Genomic DNA, 19,130 nt, shown 5'->3' with positions numbered 1-19,130 from the left:
TTGGGGATAATTTTTTAAAATAAATACCATTATTCTACTGTTTTATATAGTTTTTTGTTATTGTTAGACAGACTCACGTACGGTTCTGTGAGAGGAAAGAAGTCGGGAAATTTATTCCCGACTTTTACCTACTCGATTAATATACTTAAAGCACCATTAGGTGATGACTTGCAGCACCGTCAGGTGATTCAGCACTGTTAAGTGATGATTAGAGCACCGTCAGGTGATACTTAATGCTTGTGCATAAAATATAAGTACAAACTATTTATGAGAGAGATAATACTGGAGAAAAATAAAACAATCAACCATTGACCAAAATTAAGTGGTATGGTATGAAATACCTTCTGTAAAAATGGAATGTACACTATGCTAATTAACATAACTACAGATATACCTACAGCCCCAATTAGGTATAAATTAGTAAATAAATTGATTTCAAATAGAGAGTGCTTTTCTGATCTACACTCAAACACATGTATAAGTTGAGATAAAACAAGAGTTCCAAGGGCCAAGGTTCTACAGGCTTCAATACTCATTCCATAATATTTACCACCAATAAATGCAAATATTGTACAAATACCAATGAGGCATCCACGAATAATTATTTTTTCTGTAAGTCCTCTTGAAAATACACTTTCATTTTTTCCTCTAGGTCTTTCAGACATAATGTCACGATCAGCAGGATCAACTCCCAAGGCAATAGCCGGAAGTCCATCTGTTACTAAATTTACAAATAAAATTTGTATTGGAAGTAGCGGATTTTCTAGGTAAAATAAAGAAGCCAAAAACATAGTAAGTACTTCCCCCAAATTACAGGATAACAAATACCTAATAAATTTTCTTATATTATTATATATTACACGTCCCTCTTCAACTGCTGCAACAATAGTTGCAAAATTATCATCTAAAAGAATCATAGAAGCCGCCTCTTTAGTTACATCAGTTCCTGATACTCCCATAGCTATACCAATATCTGCTTCTTTTATAGCTGGAGCGTCATTAACGCCGTCTCCAGTCATGGCAACAATATGGTTTTTATGTTTATAGGCTTTTACAATCCTTAGTTTATGTTTTGGACTTACCCTAGCAAATATTCTAAAATTATCAATGTTCTTATCTAATTCTTTATCATTTAGTTTGTCAAGTTCATCTCCAGTTATTACTTCCTCTGGGCTTTTACATATATCCAATTCTTTTCCAATAGCATAAGCTGTATTTTTGTGGTCACCAGTTATCATTATTGGTTTTATACCTGCAATCTTACACTTCAAAACTGCATCCTTTACTTCGCGCCTTGGAGGGTCAATTATACCAGCTACGCCTATAAAAATTAAATTGCTCTCCAGTTTATCGTTACGAGTAATACCAGTCACCTTATAAGCACAGGCCATACATCTTAAAGCCTTATAAGACATAGTCTCTACAGCCCTCACTAGAGTCCTTTTATAACTAGGTAGCATTGGTTGCACCGCTCCGTCAACCAATATATAATTACAACACTCTATAACCCGCTCAGGTGCACCTTTTACATAACATACATCTTTATCATTTTCTTTAACTATTACAGACATGATTTTCCTTGTTGAATTAAATGGTATTTCATATACACGTCTGGATTTATTTAAAAATTCTTGTATATCTTTAGGATTCTTAAAAAATCCTTTAATTAGTGCAGTTTCTGTAGGGTCACCAAATAAACATTTTTCCATATTTCTTGTGTTGAAATCGTAATTACAATCGTTACAGTATGTAAAAGCTTTTTTCATCACTAAATTTAATGGAATTTTATCTTTATCAACATCATAAACCTGTCCATCAAAATACAATGCTTTTACGGTCATATTATTCTCAGTTAGTGTTCCTGTTTTATCTGTACATATTACTGAAGTACAACCTAAAGTTTCAACCGCTGGTAATTTTCTAACTAAAGCATTCCTTTTAAGCATTCTGGATACGCCTAATGCTAAAGCAACAGTAACTATAGCAGTTAAGCCTTCTGGTATTGCAGCCACTGCAAGGCTTACTCCCAGTAAAAACATTTCATATTTATCTTGTCCACGCCAAATACCCATGAAAGTTACAACTAGACAAATTATTATACAAAGTGTAACTAATATTTTTCCAAGATACTCCAGTCTTTCTTTTAGTGGAGACTTCTCATTTTCAATACTATGAAGCATATTTGCTATTTTCCCCATTTCTGTACTCATACCTGTAGCAATAACTTTTGCTTTAGCTTTTCCTGTAAGAAGTATTGTTCCCATATAAATGCTATTATCCTTAGAATTGTAACTTTTAGATACTCCAGCAGATTCTCCAGTAAGTAAAGACTCATCAAGCATAGCGTTACTGCCTTGAGTCAAAATGCAATCCGCCGGAACTCTGTCTCCACTTTCTAAAATCACTAAATCACCTGGCACTAAATATATAGCATTTATTACAAGCATTCCTCCATTTCTAAAAACTTTAGCTGTTGGTGCTGCAAGTTTACTAAGTGCCTCTAAAGACTTTTCAGTTCGAAACTCTTGAATAAAACCAAGTACCCCATTCATTATAACTATTATAAATATAGTTATCGCATCAGCTTTTTCTCCCATAAGACCTGAAAGCACTGTTGCTACAATTAATATCCAAGTAATAAAATCATTGAATTGAGAAAAGAATATTTGAAGAGCAGATATCTTTTTTTTATCTTCTAATCTGTTATATCCATATTTTTTTAATCTAATTTCAGCCTCAGCGCTTGTTATCCCCCTTGATAAATTTTCATTATAATAACCAGAACCTCTTGGTTTATTTTTTTCATTTGTACTGTCATTTGACATTTGTTCGTTAAACACTTATATGCCCCCCTTTTACTCTTTAAGACAGATAACATTTGTCTTTTTGTTACCTCTCCTGTTTAAGTCACAGTATTTTTTATTCTTTACTAATATATGTGCTTGCCTACTTACATATGAAGAAAATATATGGTTAACATTGTTTTTTCTTTACAATATGCAGATTTGAATATAAAATAACATTAGCAACATTTCCTATATAATGATTACAAGGAGTATAATAATCCTAAATTATTGTCTCTATAGGAACACAAGACAGATAACAATTAATAATTGTTATCTGTCCAAGAGAAACTCAATGATGGAAAACAATTAACAATTGTTGTCTGCCTAAGAGTAATACAAGGAGGATATACGTGAAAAACATTATATACATTACTGGGCATAAAAATCCAGATACTGATTCTATATGCGCAGCTATTGCCTATGCCGAGTTTAAAAATAAAACCGGTATAATCCCTGCAATCCCCATTAGACTTGGTGAAATTAATCGCGAAACACAATTCATTATTAATTACTTTAATGTAGAGAAGCCAAAACTTGTAACTACAGTTAAAACACAGATTTTCGATTTAGACATTGACATTATAGCTCCTATTTCGCCAGATATTTCATTAAAAATGGCATGGTCAATTATGAAAAAAAATAATATTAAAACTTTACCTGTTATAGATGAAAATGAACAATTAGCTGGTGTTGCTTCAATTTCAAATCTTGCTTCAAACTACTTAGATGTTTGGGACAATTCTATTCTTGCCAAAAGTAATACACCGCTCGAAAATATTTTAGATACTCTAGCCGCTAAATGTGTCTACATACCAGAAGAGACTTTTAAAATAACCGGAAAAATCATTGTAGTTGCTATGCAACCTGATAGCACAAAGGCTGTAATTGAGGCTGGTGATATTGCAATATGTGGAGATAGAGAAGACTCCCAAAACTTAGTAATTACATCAAAAGCTTCGCTTTTAATAATTACAGGAAACCATACTCCAACGGAAGAACTTCTTGAGCTTGCAAAATCAAATCAATGCACTATTGTATTAACTCCTTTTGACACTTTTACAGCTTCTAGATTAATAACTCAAAGTATCCCAATAAATTATGTTATGACAAAAAAAAATATTGTAAGTTTTAATACAGAAGATTTTGTTGATGAAATAAAAAACACTATGCTTGAGACTAGGTACAGAAGTTATCCTGTTATTGATGAAGATAATAAAGTTATTGGAAGTGTATCAAGATTTCATTTAATTTCACAAAATAGAAAAAAAGTCATACTTGTTGATCATAACGAAAAAGCTCAATCTGTAGCAGGCCTTGAAGATGCCGAAGTATTAGAAGTAATAGACCATCATAGAATTGCAGATGTTCAAACTGGGCAGCCTATATACTTTAGAAATGAACCAGTAGGAAGCACTTCAACAATTGTAGCCTCTATATTCTTTGAAAATGGAATTAGACCATCTAAAAGTGTTGCAGGTCTTTTATGTGCTGCAATTATTTCTGATACATTGCTCTTAAAATCTCCTACTTCTACTGTAGTGGATGAACTTACATTAAAACGATTGGCTCAAATCGCCGATTTAAATATTGAGGAATTTGCTAAAGAAATGTTTAAAGCTGGCACATCTCTAGAGGGTAAAACCGCTGAAGAAATTTTCTACCAAGATTTTAAACCCTTTACCCTTAATAGTTTCAAAATAGGAGTATCACAAGTTGGTACAATGTATATTGATGGGTTTGAACCAATGAAAGAAGAAATGATAAATTTAATGAATAGAACAGCCAAAGAAAGTGGTTTTGCTATAATTTTACTAATGCTAACTGATATATTAAATGGCGGCTCTGTACTTATAGCCGCAGGAGAGCATAAGGATATTATTTCAAAAGCCTTTAATGTTACTCTTACTGATAATGGAGTATATATTCCTGGCATAGTTTCAAGAAAAAAACAAGTTATTCCGCCTATCACAGATGCCTTAAATAAACTTAAGTAGATAATTTGCTAGTATATAAAAAAACAAAACATGTATTTTAATTAATACATGTTTTGTTTTTTTAATTTTAAGATTTATAATTCTAAAAGTATAAATACCGCAAAAACTATAAAACATATAGAATAACTAATACTTAGGTAATCCTTAATGTTAACATCATCAATAGTATTACTATATTCACCATAACTTTTCATATAATGTTTATTATTGCCCTTATAATAATAGTAAAAATTAACAGATTCTATATAAGCAGCTAGAATATCAACGTTTAAAAGAGGAATTTTCCAGAGATTGTTTATATGATCTCCTTTAAAGTTTATTTTTAAATTGCGATTTCTAAATATATAAACTATATATAAAAATATTTCTCCTATTATAGATGGAATTATGGTAACTAAAACAAAAAGTGGAGTTATGATACTAGAATCTTCATCAAAACTTAAATTATAAATTATAGTAAATACAATTGCCGCAGCATTTCCTAATATTGTAATGTAAAATAAAGGCATTATAAATCCACATATAAGTGCTCTAGATATAGTAGATATTGTGTCATAAAAGTATTTTTTTCCAGTGCGTTTTAAATTTTTTCTCTCAGTATTACTTACATCTATTATCATAAAGGCTGTAATAGCATTGTATAATTGATTATTTTTTATATACATAAGTCCAATAAATATAAAAATTATGGCACATAAATATATACACTGTACTACAAATATGTTTTTAATTTTACTCTTTAGTTTTATGTTAATAAATTCAAATAAGCTTTGCCTATCTAATTTCCACAGTAATATGCTAAGTAAACATCCAATTACATATCCAATCCCCATTTCCTTACCTCCTAGATATTATTATTTACTGTAATAATAATATATGAAGTATTTTCTTTAATTAAAACTATTTCTTTTATTATTTTGCAAAATCAATAAAGACATACTTTAAAAGTCATGTCTTTTTAATAATGTCCCACTTGTTATTTTTTCAAAATCCTAACTAATAAAATTATTACCCTCTCAAGTTATTAGCCATTTGCCACATTTCATCAGCAGTTTTGAGTGTTGTAGAACTAAGCTGAAATGCTCTTTGAGTCATAAGCATATCTGTCATTTCTGTTGCAATGTCAACGTTTGATAGTTCCAAGTATCCTTGCATAACAGAGTAATCTTTGCTTTGCGTAACTTTCGTACCAGGCTTTGGTACAAATAAGCTATCTCCAACAGCCATCATGGAATTATCACCTACGAAATTAAAAATTTGTATTTTTCCAACAGCTTTATCTCCATTACTCCCTTTTACAGTTACAGTGCCATTTGAATCTACTTTAAAATTATCTGCACTAAATTTATATGGTCCATTCACTCTATTAATATTATTACCATTTGCATCAACTATACTTAATCTATTTCCCTTTTCATCAACTATAGTTCCACTTACATCTGTAAGAAAATTACCTGCTCTTGTATAAGCCTTGCTATTATCAGGTTGGGTCACTTCAAAATAGCCAGTACCATCTATAGCTAAATCCGTTGAAATGCTTGTCTGGGATAGTGAACCTTGAGTATTATCTCTTGTCCATTCTCCTGCCCTAACACCGGTACCATTTTGCAATACCGCTTTTGAAGTAGTACTAGGCGAAACAGGATACCCATTTCTATCAAGTGACTCGTAAACAAGATCTTTGAAATCTGTACTAATCTTTTTGTATCCATTTGTGTTTGCATTTGCAATGTTATTTGATATAGTATCTAATTTTTCTTGTTGTGCCATCATAGCACTTTTACTATCCCATATAAGTCTTAACATAAACGTAACACCCCCTGATTTTTATTTTATTTCACTGTACCTACTTCATTTACAGCTTTCCCTAAAGTCATATCAATAGATTGCATAATTTTCTGATTCGATTCAAAGTTTCTCATAATTGACATCATATTTATCATTTCATTTGTAACATTAACATTAGATTTTTCTAATGTATTTTGTCTTACAATAACATTGGAATTTTGAATAGGGTTTGCTGCATCAAACAAATTATCTCCAACTTTTTTAATGGTTTTATAATCTTTAAAGTCCACCGTATCAAATTTACATAGGTTTTTACCATTTACACTAACATTTCCATATTTATCAGCTTGCAGTTTACCATCACCAACCAATATTGGCTCTATTTTATTTGTAACATTGTTTTTACCTAAAACCTTATCACCACTATCTGTTACTAAATACCCACTTCCATCGATATGAAAATTACCAGTTCTTGTATAATAATTCTTAGTAGTAATCCCATTATCCCTTTGGACTGTAAAAAATCCCGTTCCCTCAATACCAAAGTCTGTGGATTTATCTGTTGCTACCAGAACACCTTGTGTAAAATCTGTATTTACATCATCAATTTTACTTCCTTGACTAAGAGAACCAATAATATTTTTAACATTTTTACCATTTACAGTTTTATCATAGTTTTGTATTAAAACATCATTGAATGATTTAACTGATAGGTTTTCACTTTTAAAACCATCTGTATTAGAATTTGCTATGTTATTAGTTACTACACTTTGTTGAGCTTCTCCAGTTATTAGTCCTGTAACTGCTGTATATAGTGCTCTAATCATTTCTCCACTCCCTTATTAATTATAATTGGCATTTCATCAGGGTAACGCATACCATACGCACTAGCTTTAATTTCAATCTGACCTTTACTCATTTCATAATTTATCTTCGCACCAGTTAATAGACTACATGCTAAAATCAAACCTATACCTATTCCTATTAGAAGTTTTCTATCACTTAGAAAGTCTATTAAATTTTTTATTTTATATATAAATCCTTTATTAATAGTACTTCCCCCTTACCTAAATGCAATATTTCTGATACTTCGTCTACAGATGATCCCTCATTAAATAATCTTTTTATTTCATTAACCTTTTCACTACTATTATTATGAGATCCATCGAACATAATTTTGTTATTATTTTTAACCTGCTTAAATTCATCTATAATAATTTTATTAGTATCCTTATCTTGCTGCGCCACATCTATAGTAATCAATTTTTTACTTTCATCCTGTTTAGATTGATAATTTTTATTAATACTACTATAATTTTTTTCCATATGTTCTTTAACCTTCATAACTTCTTTAATTTCCATTAATTCGCTTTGAAGTTCTAAAATACTTTCAGAAAACTCACGTCTAAGTTCACCTATTCTAATATCATCATCTTGAATGTTTCCAATAGCGTTTCCTAAAACTCCATTAAAGGATTTATTTTGTTTCTTTATAGCTAATACGTTTAAAATTATAAGAATTAATCCAATAAAAATTAATAAACCTGCCATATTATTCACTCCAAATTTCAGAAATAAAATCATTGTTTTTTTAACTCTATATTATATCATATTTCAGTTTTATAAGAGCCTTTCTAAGGTTTATAAGAGCCCTACTATGTAATTGACAAACTCGTGATTCAGATACACTCAAAATATTTCCTATTTCTTTTAATGTAAGACCTTCATAATAATATAATGTTAAAACCAATTTATCTTTTTCTTTAACATTATCTAATCCCAAAGCTAAATACTCAATTTGCTCTTTTTTTTCTAATGCTCCTTCAGGACTTGGACTCCTATCATCTTTAATTGTACCACTAAGTGGCATATCATCATCATCAGAAAATATCAAATCTTCAAGTGATACTACTGATATATAATTTATATTGTTTTCAATCTCAGCAACTTCATAAATTGTAATGCCTAACTCTTTTGCTATTTCGTGATTTGTCGGTTCTTTATAAAGACGTTTTTGAAGTCTTTCAATAGCTTCGTTGTATCTATTAAGCTTGTCCATAGCACCTTTAGAGATTGGACTATTACGCCTAAGTTCATCAATCATAGCACCCTTTATTCTTATTGATGCATAACTTGAAAACTTCATACCTTTTGTTGCATCAAATTTACTCAAAGCATCCATAAGTCCTAGCATACCATAACTAATTAAATCCTCATATTCAACATATTTAGTTTTCCCGATTATTACTCTAGAAGCAATATATTTGACTAAAGGTATATGTTTAGTCACAATTTGCTCGCGTACATCAGTGGCCCTAGCTATGGACATATAAACGCCTCCTTAATTTTTTCTCATTTGTTCTCTCATAAGTTGAAATATAAATTTAATGATTCTCTCCCTAGTTAAATTATCTAAGAATTCAAAACTAAGTCCACAAATAAATCTGCCATCATCATCCTTTTGGACTCTCTTTGTTTGTCCTACTATTAATACCTCTTCTTTTTTAATAATTAATGAGACCAAAACAAAATCATTCACCTTAATTTCCTCAGCTACCTTAATCCTCATGCCACCACCACTCAAATCAAGTAAGAGGGCCTTATTATATTCACTCTGATCAATTGTAGCAGGGCTAGTTTTGGGAGCATTCTTAAGATTTATATATTTACCTGTGCTTAGCACGGGGACTCTAACATCTTTTCTTCTCTGAATTTTATTAATTTCCCTGGGCAATGATATAAGCAAAATAGGTATGTTTTCAAATTTACGCCCTATAACAACAGATTTAAATTTATAAAGATGGTCCTTTTCATAATAAATTACATCTATTATAGTCCCCTTTGATAATGGAATATATTGACCAGAACTACTAGGAATACTAATTGCAATATACTCTCCAGTTATATCTTGTATATTGCTATTAAAATATTTTTCCTCTACTAATATTTCTAATTTCTTGTTTAATTTAAAATCAACTTTAATCACTGCCCCCACTCCTTATGAGAAAATGCTGAAAATTCTCTTGAATAACCCCTCTACTCCAATGCCACTTGATTTTTCTTTCGTACCTTCTATTTTGTTTGCTATATTACTTATATCTTGAGCTACTTGAGAATTAGGATAACTTACAATTACAGGTTGCTGCGCTCTTACTGCATAAGATAACTTCTTATCTTCACCAATCTTACCTAAATACTCTAATTTCATATCAAGAAATTTAGTAACAGCATAATTAAATTTATCAAAGGTCATATTAGCTTCCTTATTATCAAGTGATCTATTTATTATGACTTTTGCTGAATTTTTAATTTTGAAATGTTTAACAGCCTTTAATAAACTATATGCATCCGTTAGCGAGGTAGGTTCAGGCGTTGTTACTATTACTAAATCCTCACAACAAGCAATAAATCCCAAAACGCTTTTATTTACACCAGCCCCAGTGTCCATAATTATATAATCAAGCCCTGTAAGAGCTGATAGCTTTTGCAGAAACATATCTCTTTGAATCTGAGTTAGATCCTCAACTTTTGTAAGGGCTGACCCACCTGGAAGAAGTTTTACCCCAAAGGGACCTGTTAAAACAACCTCCTCAATTTCCTTACCTTTACTTATAACATCAAATACATTATATCTTGAAGAACATCCCATTATGATATCATCATTTCCCATTCCTATATCTGCATCAAAAATCATAACCTTCTTACCCATTTTTTGAAGTGCTATAGATAAATTTACTACTATATTGCTTTTACCTACTCCTCCTTTACCAGAAGTAACAGTTATAATCCTAGGTTTTTGCTGTGTCTCTTTATCATCATTACCCATTGCCATTTGCCTAAGTCTTTGCGCCTGGTCTAGCATATTGAATCCTCTCCTAAAATAAGACTAACAATTTTATCTATAGGTAACTCTTTAATATCATCAGGTACATTTTGACCAGTTGACACAAAACTCAGCGGTACTTTGGCAAATTCTAATATATTAAGTATTGAACCATAAGTGGAAGTTTCGTCTAATTTAGTTACTATTATACTATTATAATGCAAAATTTGGTATCCTTCAATAATATGTTTAATATCTTTATTTTTAGTTGTAGAGCTTATCACTAAATGAATATTTTTTGTATCAGCCTTGTCGACAAATGTTCTTAATTCTGAAATTTGCATTTTATTTTTACTACTTCGTCCTGTAGTATCAATTAATACAACCTCACATTCGCTCATACTTTCAATTGCTTTTTCCATATCATTCATATTGTATACTACTTTAAAAGGTATGTTCATAATGTCAGCATATGTTTTTAGTTGCTCTACGGCACCTATTCTGTAAGTATCTACAGTAATTAATCCTACTTTTTTTCCCTGGCCTAAAGCAAGTCTTCCTGCAAGTTTTGCAATAGTTGTAGTTTTTCCCACACCAGTTGGCCCTACTAGCACTATTCTCCCCTCGAGTTTTGGTTTGGCAACATGAATTGTTTCTTTTAATACAATTTTCATTTTTTCATATTCAGTAATTTCTGCTTCACTCTCGTCCACTTGAAGGTCTTTAATTTTCATCATAATATTATCAATGTTTTCTTTTTCCACATCATTTTCTTTTAATAGTTTTTCTATATCGCTTTTAGTATTATATTCTTCACTGTCGGTTATTGCGACCTCTCTCACAAGTGAGAGTTCTCTAATCATAGTTTTCATTTTCATCATTTCATTCATTAAGTCCTTAGAATAATTATCACTGATATTCTCATTTTCTTTCTCAGAATATTCCAAAGTTTTATTGGCTACACTTATTGGTTTTCGAACTTCTATAGGATGATTTTTAATTAAATTTTCTGTCGCAACAACTTTTTTAATTGCTTCAATACTACTTAATACATTATTATTTAATTCATCACTATCTACTCTATTTTGCTCTTGATTATCATTTACTTGATTTTCAACAGCAGCGGTCACTTCAATAACCTTCGAAGAAAAAAATCCTTTTATTCCGTGTTTTCGAATTTTTCTTTGACTTATAATTACAGCATCTGAGCCCAATTCATATCTTATTCTTGTCATAGCTTCGTTCATGTTATTAGCTATATACCGTTTTATAATCATTGTAGGGTCACAACTCCTTCAGTTTTAATCTCAACTTCATTTGGTATTTCATTAAGTGAAAGCACGCAGACATTAGGAAATACCATTTCAATTAGACGTCTAAACGCCGGTCTTATCTTTGGGGATACTAGTATAACTGGTTGATTATTGTGAAAATAAATTGTATTAACATTATTCTTAATAGAATTTAATATTTTGCCTGTAGTATCTGGGTCTACTGCTGGAAATGAACCTTGTATGGATTTTTGAATATTGCTTGAGATGATATTTTCAACCTCAGGCGATAGCGTTATGATAGTAATACATCCATTGTCGTCAATTAGTCCATTACAAATACTTCTTCCCAAGGAAAAACGAACATATTCCGTTAATACTTCAGTATCCTTGGTTATTCTAGCATTATCAGCTAATGATTCCAAAATTGTTACCATATCTTTTATAGCTACTTTCTCTTTAAGCAGGCTCTGAAGCACCTTTTGTATTTCACCAATAGTCATAAGGTCTGGTATCAATTCCTCAACTACAGTATTATATTTCTCTTTTACCGAATCAATTAATAGTTTTGTTTCTTGTCTACCTAGAAGTTCAAATGCATGATTTTTAATAGTTTCTGTTAAATGGGTTACCATTACTGTGGTTGGATCAACCACTGTTAATCCTTTTATTTCAGCATCTTCTCTTTGGTCATTATTTATCCATACTGCAGGTAGTCCAAATGTTGGTTCAATAGTGTTAATACCTTGAATTGTAATATCTTCTGAACTTGGGTCTATGCATAATAACATGTTTGGCATTAAATCTCCTTTAATTATGACAGTCCCTCTAATCTTAACTACGTATTCATTTGTTTTTAGTTGCAAATTATCTTTAATTCTAATTGGTTGAACAACAATTCCCATCTCAAGAGCACATTGTCTCCTTACTGAGGCAATTCTTTGTAACAAATCTCCTCCCGTGGCTTCATCTGCAAGTGGTATTAGTCCATATCCTATTTCTATTTCCATAGGTTCTACAGAAATTAAATTCATTACATTTTCTGGCTCTCTATTTTCTGTTTCATAATTTTCTTGTTCATCATTTTCTATTTTCATAATTTTTTGATCTTTTTCATCTTTCATAAGGAAATATGCACTAGTTGCTAATCCAATCGCTAGTAAAATAAAAACGATATAAGGCATACCTGGTATTGCAGCCAAAACCAATGCTACAACTGCTGTTATGGCAAGAACCTTCGGGAATGAGGTAAGTTGAGTGGTTATTTGACTTCCTAAGTTTGTATTGCTACCAGATCTAGTAACTAGAATACCTGATGCAGTTGATATTAGAAGTGCTGGAATCTGGCTTACAAGACCATCTCCTACTGTTAACCTAACGTAAGTAGTTGCAGCTGTTGCAATTGGCATCTGAAGCATAACTACGCCTATAATTATCCCACCGAATATATTAATTATGGTAATAATAATTCCCGCAATTGCATCTCCTTTTACGAACTTGGATGCACCATCCATAGCCCCATAAAAACTAGCCTCGTCTTGTAGCTTTGTTCTTCTCTCTCTTGCTTGTTCTTCAGTTATAGCTCCTGCATTTAAATCAGCATCTATACTCATCTGTTTACCCGGCATAGCGTCTAAAGTAAATCTCGCAGAAACTTCTGAAACACGACCAGCACCATTTGTAATAACAATAAACTGTATAATGATGATTATTAAGAAGATAATAATTCCGACTACATAATTACCACCAACAACAAATGAACCAAAAGCCTCAATTATATTACCTGCATAGGCTTGTGTTAATACAAGCCTTGTAGATGATATATTTAATGCTAATCTTAAAAGTGTTGTAATAAGTAATAATGTTGGAAAAACTGAAAATTGTAAAACTTCTGTTGTAAACATTGTTAATAGTAAAATTATAACTGCAAGTGTTATATTAAATGCAATTATTACATCAAGAAGTGCTGGTGGTAATGGAATAATTATCATTAAAACTATTGCTATTACACCAAATGCAACTAAGACATCCAAATTATTTTTTATATTAAATTTTGCTTTTTGCTCCACAAGTATCATCCTTTACTCTTTTTTCTTGAGTTTATATACCAATGCTAATATCTCTGCCACAGCTTGATACATATCAGCTGGGATTTCTGAGCCTATATCTAGTTCCTTATATATGAGCCTCGCTAAAGGCTTATTTTCAATAATTGGAATATCATTTTCGCTTGCAACCTCTTTTATTTTTATTGCCACATTATCTGCACCAATAGCTACAACAATAGGAGCACCTTCCCCCCCTTGCTCATATTTAATAGCAATAGCTAAATGAGTAGGGTTTGTAATAACTACCGTAGCATCTGGAACTTGTTGCATCATTCTACTAGACGCCATTTCTCTTTGTTTCTGCCTAATCTTCGATTTGATTTGTGGGTCTCCTTCTTGTTGTTTATATTCTTCTTTAATCTCCTGTACACTCATTTTCAATTCTTTATTATGCTTGTATTTCTGATACGAAAAATCAATTATGGATATTATGAGCATAAATATCGCAATTTTAAAGAATATACCTACTACAAGACTTCCAAACACCCCTAAAACAGCCTCTATTTTTAAACTTCCGTATGTCATTATATCTAAATAATTACCTTTAACAAAATTATAAGCTATAACTGATATAGCAGTTACTATAGCGAGATTTTTTAGCAAATCAACCACAGATCTCATAGAAAATATTTTCTTGAATCCACTAATAGGATCTAATTTCTTTAAATCAGGTTTTAGTGGTTCACCTGTAAATATAAAACCAGATTGCATTAAACTTGCAATTATTCCTGTTATCATAATAGGAACCATAATTGGTAAAATTAAAATTCCAAATTTCATGATTGATACAAGAAGCACTGTTTTAAAAGTATAATCAGTAAGCGTAAATGTTAAATAATTATTTAAAAATAGAATCAATATAGCTTTTAAATTATCTAAAATATAAGCACCTAACATAATCATCAAAAGTATTGATGTAAGCAATGTAGCAGTAGAAGATATTTCTTTACTTTTTGCTACTTGTCCTTTTTTCTTTGATTCGCTTTTCTTCTTAGGAGTAGCATCTTCTGTTTTTTCACCACTATCCGCTGAGATAAATATCAGTAGGGGTATTACCTTGTAAAAAGCTTTAATTATATCTGGAATAGTATAAAAAGAATTTACAATTAAAGTTATAATAGCTGGAAGCACTAAAGAAAAACAGCTTAGTCCTATTAATATTTTTATTGGCATACCTAAAATCATAACATTTAATTGTGGCACTGTTCTTGAAACAAGGCCAATACACAAATCTGTTATAATAACTATTAGAATAATTGGTATTGCTATTTTTAAACCAAGTGTGAAAAACTCTATAAAAATTTTCACCATCATCATAGCTGTCTGCTGATTAAGTACAAACTTTCCAATTTCAACACTGTTGAAGGAGTCAATGATTGCCCTTATTAGCATATGATGACCATCCACAATGAAAAACATTACTAAACTTATTCTGTAAAGTAATGATCCAAGCAAGGTAACTTCATCATTAGATATTGGATCAAACATACTCATCATAGAAAACCCAATCTGAAAATCCATTAGCTGCCCAGCCATTTGTGCAGAGTAAAAGCAAAATTTTGTTATATAACCTAACATTAACCCAGTGACAACCTCTGATATAGAAAATACAATGAGCGCTGCATTGCTTGTAATTAGATTTGCATTTCCATAATTAACACCTGGCATAATTAAAAAAGTGAAAACAACACAAAATCCAACCTTTAGCATCACAGGGGAACCAGTGGGAAAAAAAATTGGTACACTCATAAAGAATGATGATATTCGCAGTAGCACCATGATAAAGCCTAAAATATAAATGGTATTAATCAATGTGATTCCACCTAGCCTCCCATATTAGCAATAAGTGCAAAAATTCTTGTTGTAAATTCAATCATTATATGAAGCATCCAACTACCCATTAATAAGCCAATTAAAGCTGCTGCTACTAACTTTGGTACAAATGTTAATGTTTGTTCTTGAATTTGAGTAGTCGCTTGAAATATACTTATAATTAGCCCCACTACGGTGGCTGTAAGTAAAATTGGAGCAGATACCAATATTGCAGTAGAAATAGCATCTTTTATTATAGATAATACAATACTCTCAGTCATTTAATTCACCTCAACTAAAACTCATAATTAATGCTTTTACAAGTAGATTCCACCCATCAACCATAACAAATAACAATAACTTAAATGGGAGAGAAATCATAACTGGTGGTAACATCATCATTCCCATAGCCATTAGAATACTACCAGTAACGATATCTATTATAACAAAAGGTATAAATAGTAAAAATCCCATTTCAAACGCTCGCCTTAGTTCACTTATTATAAACGATGGCACCACCGCATATAAAGGTACTTTGTCATAAGTCACTACAGGTTTTCCATTCTTCAATATTTCTTTACCATTTGCATCAACTTGATTTTTGACTGTATCTTCTAATTTACCTACGTCTAAAAAAAGTTTTAAGTCCTTAGCTCTTGTCTGCTTTAACATAAAATCCCGTATGGGTTTTGATCCCTTTTCAATTGCTACCGATTGAGTTATTTTATTATTTAAATACGGAGTTAAAGCATCATTATATACAGTTGTAAATGTTGGCGCCATAGTGAAAAATGTTAAAAATAGTGCAAGTCCCATTATAACTTCTTTAGGTATTGCATTCTGAACGCCTATAGCACTTTTAAATAAAGATAAAACTATAATTATCCTTACAAAACTAGTAGACATTATAATAAACGAAGGCAACAGTGTAAGTACTGTGAGAAGTAATAATAACTTAATATTATCAACATATTCCTTTGGTGTATTTGCATTATCAACTGAGATTTTAATATTAGGTATTGGTAGTGTAGTTGCATTTGCAATGTGTATGGTAGCTATACTGATTATCACCAGAAACAGAGCAAAAATTAACAAATTTTTATTTTTTATTTTCATATTTTACTTCCTCTTTAACTTCCCTTTTCAAAATGTGTTTTTTAAATAAATCCTTTATGTCATCATATTGAGGAATATCTTTAGAATTTTCAATATTAATAATTTCGTCCTTTGGTAATTCAAATAAAATACGTATATCCTTTGTACTTGATGATACGGCATATGCTTTATCACCAATTTTAACAACTACAATGCTATTTTCCTTAGACAGTGCAACCCTATCTAATATTTTCATATATCTACCATCTTGTAATTTGCGAAGTTTGCTCCCACCATATTTTAAGGATAAATATAATATAAGCAAGATGAATGGTAAGAATATTATAATTTTAAAAATCATAACCCAGAATTCTCCATCTATCATTTAATCACCTACTGTACTAACAAATCATTAAAATATATATGAGAAATTTTTCCTGTTGTTAAAGTTGGATTTATCGTAGCTATTAGCTGATTCTTAATAAGATCAACACCTGCTGTAGTATTAAAATCCGTAGTTTTCTTTTCTCTAAGTATTGCAATGACTGCGTCCCTAATAATCGGCTTTTTTGTATCCAATTCTGTAGTTAACTTCTTATTATCTTCATACCCAATAAATATAATAACCTTTAGGTAACGCTTTGAATCTACATCAGTTAGATTTAATAAGAATTCATCTAGAGAATATGTTATCTCATTTACTACAACAACTTTAGGCGTTGTGCTTGTCCCCTTTTGACCGGCCAAATACATCCCTCCAAAAGCTGCCCCACCAACCACGATCAATACTAATAAAACTATAATAACTATTTTAAGACCGTTTCCTTTTTTAGGTTTATCACTCATTTTGTAATGGCCTCCTTTCCGTTTGTAACAATTAGAATGTTAACTCTTCTATTTAAAGCCCTATTTTCCTCATTATTATTTGGTGCAATAGGTTCATATTCACCGCAAGCAACAGAAGTAAATCGATTTGGTTGTTTTTGACCTTTAATATCTACAAAATACTCAAGTACAACAAGCGCTCTATCAGATGATAATTGCCAATTGTTTTTATATTTAGAATTACTAATTGGTTGATTATCTGTATGTCCCTCTATTACAATGTCATTAGGAAATGTAGCTATTAAAGTATTTATTGAATTTAACACTGGTATGCTTTTAGCTATAATTTGTGAATTTGCACTCTCAAATATAATATTTTCCCTAAGTTGAAGGATAACTCCCCTATTGTCCGATTTTATTACTACTGTAGATTGTAATTTCTTGTCTTTTATAAAACTTTGAACCTTCGTATATATCTCTTGTGTATCATTAGTGTTATACGTAGCTGATAAAGGTTTCCCCACTAATGGAACATCTCCATTAGTCACATTAAAATTCAAGCCACTTTTTCCTGTTTCACCAGTTAATTGGGATTGAAGAGATAATGCAACTTGTTTAAATTTAGAGGCATCAACTGTAGAAATAGAATACAATACTATGAAAAAAGTTAGGAGAAGTGTCATAGTATCTGCAAAAGTTGTTAACCAACCGTCTGTCCGCACCACAGGTCTTGCACTTCTTCTTCTAGACATTCTCTGTCACCCCAGTTTTTTTGGCTACATCCTCTATTAATTTAGCTCTATCAATTGGCGATAAATAACAAATCAATTTTTCTTCAATAATTCTTGGATTTACACCAGATTGAATTGCCAGTATTCCCTCAAGCATCATTTCACAATTATTTACTTCTACAGTAGATTTGTAATTTAAGTTTTGTGCCAAAGGCAATAATATTAAATTTGCAAGTAACGCACCATAGAATGTAGTTATTAAAGCTTTCCCCATACCAGAAGCTATGGCTGATGAATCACTTAGATTAGAAAGCATTTGAATAAGTCCTATAAGAGTGCCAAGCATACCAAAAGCCGGTGCATAAGCCGCCCAAGCCTTTAACATATTAGTTCCATCAGTATGACGCCTCTCCATTTCATCTATTTCTAGTTCCATAGTTTCCTTTATTGTTTCAGGATCAATTCCATCAACCACCATTTGAATTCCTTTTTTAGAAAATTTATTTGTTATTAAAGCCATTTCATCTTCAATAGATAAAATCCCATCTTTTCGAGCTTTTTTAGATAAATTTGTAAAGATATTAATTATCTCTATACTAGATGAGGTACTTTCTTTAAAAGATTGTACTATGATCTTTGTTACTCTCTTCATAGCTGAAATAGGATAAGCTATAAGCAGTGCAGCAAAGGATCCTCCCACTGTTATTGCAATAGAAGCAGGATCAAAAAATACTCTTAAATTAGTGCCACCAGATGCCATCCCCCAAATGGTTAACCCAATCCCCGCTATAATGCCAATAGAGGTGGAGATATCATGTTTTTTCATTCCTTTGCCTC

Annotated in this window: 19 protein-coding genes; 1 reads left to right on the top strand and 18 read right to left on the bottom strand. The window is 31.1% G+C overall.

Annotated features, from left to right (window positions below; translation table 11 throughout):
• Positions 1-230: 230 nt before the first annotated feature.
• Positions 231-2,825 carry a calcium-translocating P-type ATPase, SERCA-type gene (locus tag VIM70_RS07180; RefSeq protein ID WP_331945063.1) on the bottom strand — a complete coding sequence of 865 codons (2,595 nt, stop codon included), beginning with the start codon at positions 2,823-2,825 and terminating at the stop codon, positions 231-233.
• A 371-nt stretch (positions 2,826-3,196) separates the two neighbouring features.
• Between VIM70_RS07180 and VIM70_RS07175 the strand changes: the two genes are divergently transcribed.
• Positions 3,197-4,840, top strand: coding sequence for a putative manganese-dependent inorganic diphosphatase (locus tag VIM70_RS07175; protein WP_331945061.1), 1,644 nt, complete (start codon positions 3,197-3,199; stop codon positions 4,838-4,840).
• Positions 4,841-4,914: 74 nt separating this feature from the next.
• Here the strand turns inward: VIM70_RS07175 and VIM70_RS07170 are convergent, their stop codons facing one another.
• The 17 genes from VIM70_RS07170 to VIM70_RS07090 all read right to left on the bottom strand — a co-directional run bounded on the left by VIM70_RS07170 (position 4,915) and on the right by VIM70_RS07090 (position 19,119).
• On the bottom strand, positions 4,915-5,673 hold the full coding sequence (locus VIM70_RS07170) for a hypothetical protein (protein ID WP_331945060.1): 759 nt from the start codon (positions 5,671-5,673) through the stop codon (positions 4,915-4,917).
• A 175-nt stretch (positions 5,674-5,848) separates the two neighbouring features.
• Complete coding sequence (locus tag VIM70_RS07165) at positions 5,849-6,646, bottom strand: flagellar hook-basal body complex protein (RefSeq protein ID WP_331945059.1); 798 nt, start codon at positions 6,644-6,646, stop codon at positions 5,849-5,851.
• A gap of 26 nt (positions 6,647-6,672) precedes the next feature.
• Positions 6,673-7,455: a flagellar hook-basal body complex protein gene (locus VIM70_RS07160; protein ID WP_331945058.1), complete on the bottom strand. Its 783-nt coding sequence runs from the start codon at positions 7,453-7,455 to the stop codon at positions 6,673-6,675.
• Positions 7,452-7,595: a hypothetical protein gene (locus tag VIM70_RS07155; RefSeq protein ID WP_331945057.1), complete on the bottom strand. Its 144-nt coding sequence runs from the start codon at positions 7,593-7,595 to the stop codon at positions 7,452-7,454. Before VIM70_RS07155 ends, VIM70_RS07160 begins: the two co-directional genes overlap by 4 nt.
• 56 nt (positions 7,596-7,651) lie before the next feature.
• Positions 7,652-8,179, bottom strand: coding sequence for a DUF6115 domain-containing protein (locus VIM70_RS07150; RefSeq protein ID WP_331945056.1), 528 nt, complete (start codon positions 8,177-8,179; stop codon positions 7,652-7,654).
• A 46-nt stretch (positions 8,180-8,225) separates the two neighbouring features.
• A complete protein-coding gene (locus tag VIM70_RS07145) occupies positions 8,226-8,957 on the bottom strand; it encodes a FliA/WhiG family RNA polymerase sigma factor (RefSeq protein ID WP_331945055.1) in 732 nt (243 codons plus the stop codon).
• Positions 8,958-8,969: 12 nt separating this feature from the next.
• Positions 8,970-9,614 carry a flagellar brake protein gene (locus VIM70_RS07140; RefSeq protein ID WP_331945054.1) on the bottom strand — a complete coding sequence of 215 codons (645 nt, stop codon included), beginning with the start codon at positions 9,612-9,614 and terminating at the stop codon, positions 8,970-8,972.
• Positions 9,615-9,626: 12 nt separating this feature from the next.
• Positions 9,627-10,490: a MinD/ParA family protein gene (locus VIM70_RS07135; protein ID WP_331945053.1), complete on the bottom strand. Its 864-nt coding sequence runs from the start codon at positions 10,488-10,490 to the stop codon at positions 9,627-9,629.
• Positions 10,484-11,728: a flagellar biosynthesis protein FlhF gene (flhF, locus tag VIM70_RS07130; RefSeq protein WP_331945052.1), complete on the bottom strand. Its 1,245-nt coding sequence runs from the start codon at positions 11,726-11,728 to the stop codon at positions 10,484-10,486. The genes VIM70_RS07135 and flhF overlap by 7 nt, the downstream gene beginning before the upstream one ends.
• Positions 11,725-13,800, bottom strand: coding sequence for a flagellar biosynthesis protein FlhA (gene flhA / locus VIM70_RS07125; protein WP_331945051.1), 2,076 nt, complete (start codon positions 13,798-13,800; stop codon positions 11,725-11,727). Before flhA ends, flhF begins: the two co-directional genes overlap by 4 nt.
• Positions 13,801-13,803: 3 nt before the next feature.
• A complete protein-coding gene (locus tag VIM70_RS07120; RefSeq protein WP_331945050.1) occupies positions 13,804-15,642 on the bottom strand; it encodes a fused FliR family export protein/FlhB family type III secretion system protein in 1,839 nt (612 codons plus the stop codon).
• 11 nt (positions 15,643-15,653) lie between these two features.
• Positions 15,654-15,923 (bottom strand): flagellar biosynthesis protein FliQ, encoded by a 270-nt coding sequence (gene fliQ / locus VIM70_RS07115; RefSeq protein ID WP_331945049.1) that lies wholly within the window; start codon positions 15,921-15,923, stop codon positions 15,654-15,656.
• Positions 15,924-15,933: 10 nt separating this feature from the next.
• Complete coding sequence (fliP, locus tag VIM70_RS07110) at positions 15,934-16,758, bottom strand: flagellar type III secretion system pore protein FliP (protein WP_331945048.1); 825 nt, start codon at positions 16,756-16,758, stop codon at positions 15,934-15,936.
• Positions 16,742-17,122 (bottom strand): flagellar biosynthetic protein FliO, encoded by a 381-nt coding sequence (fliO, locus tag VIM70_RS07105; protein WP_331945047.1) that lies wholly within the window; start codon positions 17,120-17,122, stop codon positions 16,742-16,744. The genes fliP and fliO overlap by 17 nt, the downstream gene beginning before the upstream one ends.
• An 8-nt stretch (positions 17,123-17,130) precedes the next feature.
• On the bottom strand, positions 17,131-17,583 hold the full coding sequence (locus VIM70_RS07100; protein ID WP_331945046.1) for a flagellar basal body-associated FliL family protein: 453 nt from the start codon (positions 17,581-17,583) through the stop codon (positions 17,131-17,133).
• Positions 17,580-18,314, bottom strand: coding sequence for a flagellar motor protein MotB (locus VIM70_RS07095; RefSeq protein ID WP_331945045.1), 735 nt, complete (start codon positions 18,312-18,314; stop codon positions 17,580-17,582). The genes VIM70_RS07100 and VIM70_RS07095 overlap by 4 nt, the downstream gene beginning before the upstream one ends.
• On the bottom strand, positions 18,307-19,119 hold the full coding sequence (locus VIM70_RS07090) for a motility protein A (RefSeq protein ID WP_331945044.1): 813 nt from the start codon (positions 19,117-19,119) through the stop codon (positions 18,307-18,309). Before VIM70_RS07090 ends, VIM70_RS07095 begins: the two co-directional genes overlap by 8 nt.
• Positions 19,120-19,130 lie beyond the last annotated feature (11 nt).

The sequence above is a fragment of the Clostridium sp. genome, from assembly GCF_036569345.1.
Taxonomy (GTDB): Bacteria; Bacillota; Clostridia; order Clostridiales; family Clostridiaceae; genus Clostridium_AD.
Note: the sequence above shows the minus strand (reverse complement) of the source record. Positions and strands in the feature narration are given on the sequence as shown.

Excerpts from the sequence above, each read along its gene's own strand:
- VIM70_RS07180 (WP_331945063.1), bottom strand. The coding sequence starts at position 2,825 with ATGTCAAATGACAGTACAAATGAAAAAAATAAACCAAGAGGTTCTGGT.
- VIM70_RS07170 (WP_331945060.1), bottom strand. The coding sequence starts at position 5,673 with ATGGGGATTGGATATGTAATTGGATGTTTACTTAGCATATTACTGTGG.
- VIM70_RS07165 (WP_331945059.1), bottom strand. The coding sequence starts at position 6,646 with ATGTTAAGACTTATATGGGATAGTAAAAGTGCTATGATGGCACAACAA.
- VIM70_RS07160 (WP_331945058.1), bottom strand. The coding sequence starts at position 7,455 with ATGATTAGAGCACTATATACAGCAGTTACAGGACTAATAACTGGAGAA.
- VIM70_RS07150 (WP_331945056.1), bottom strand. The coding sequence starts at position 8,179 with ATGGCAGGTTTATTAATTTTTATTGGATTAATTCTTATAATTTTAAAC.
- VIM70_RS07145 (WP_331945055.1), bottom strand. The coding sequence starts at position 8,957 with ATGTCCATAGCTAGGGCCACTGATGTACGCGAGCAAATTGTGACTAAA.
- VIM70_RS07135 (WP_331945053.1), bottom strand. The coding sequence starts at position 10,490 with ATGCTAGACCAGGCGCAAAGACTTAGGCAAATGGCAATGGGTAATGAT.
- flhF (WP_331945052.1), bottom strand. The coding sequence starts at position 11,728 with ATGATTATAAAACGGTATATAGCTAATAACATGAACGAAGCTATGACA.
- flhA (WP_331945051.1), bottom strand. The coding sequence starts at position 13,800 with ATGATACTTGTGGAGCAAAAAGCAAAATTTAATATAAAAAATAATTTG.
- fliQ (WP_331945049.1), bottom strand. The coding sequence starts at position 15,923 with ATGACTGAGAGTATTGTATTATCTATAATAAAAGATGCTATTTCTACT.
- fliP (WP_331945048.1), bottom strand. The coding sequence starts at position 16,758 with ATGAAAATAAAAAATAAAAATTTGTTAATTTTTGCTCTGTTTCTGGTG.
- fliO (WP_331945047.1), bottom strand. The coding sequence starts at position 17,122 with ATGATAGATGGAGAATTCTGGGTTATGATTTTTAAAATTATAATATTC.
- VIM70_RS07100 (WP_331945046.1), bottom strand. The coding sequence starts at position 17,583 with ATGAGTGATAAACCTAAAAAAGGAAACGGTCTTAAAATAGTTATTATA.
- VIM70_RS07095 (WP_331945045.1), bottom strand. The coding sequence starts at position 18,314 with ATGTCTAGAAGAAGAAGTGCAAGACCTGTGGTGCGGACAGACGGTTGG.
- VIM70_RS07090 (WP_331945044.1), bottom strand. The coding sequence starts at position 19,119 with ATGAAAAAACATGATATCTCCACCTCTATTGGCATTATAGCGGGGATT.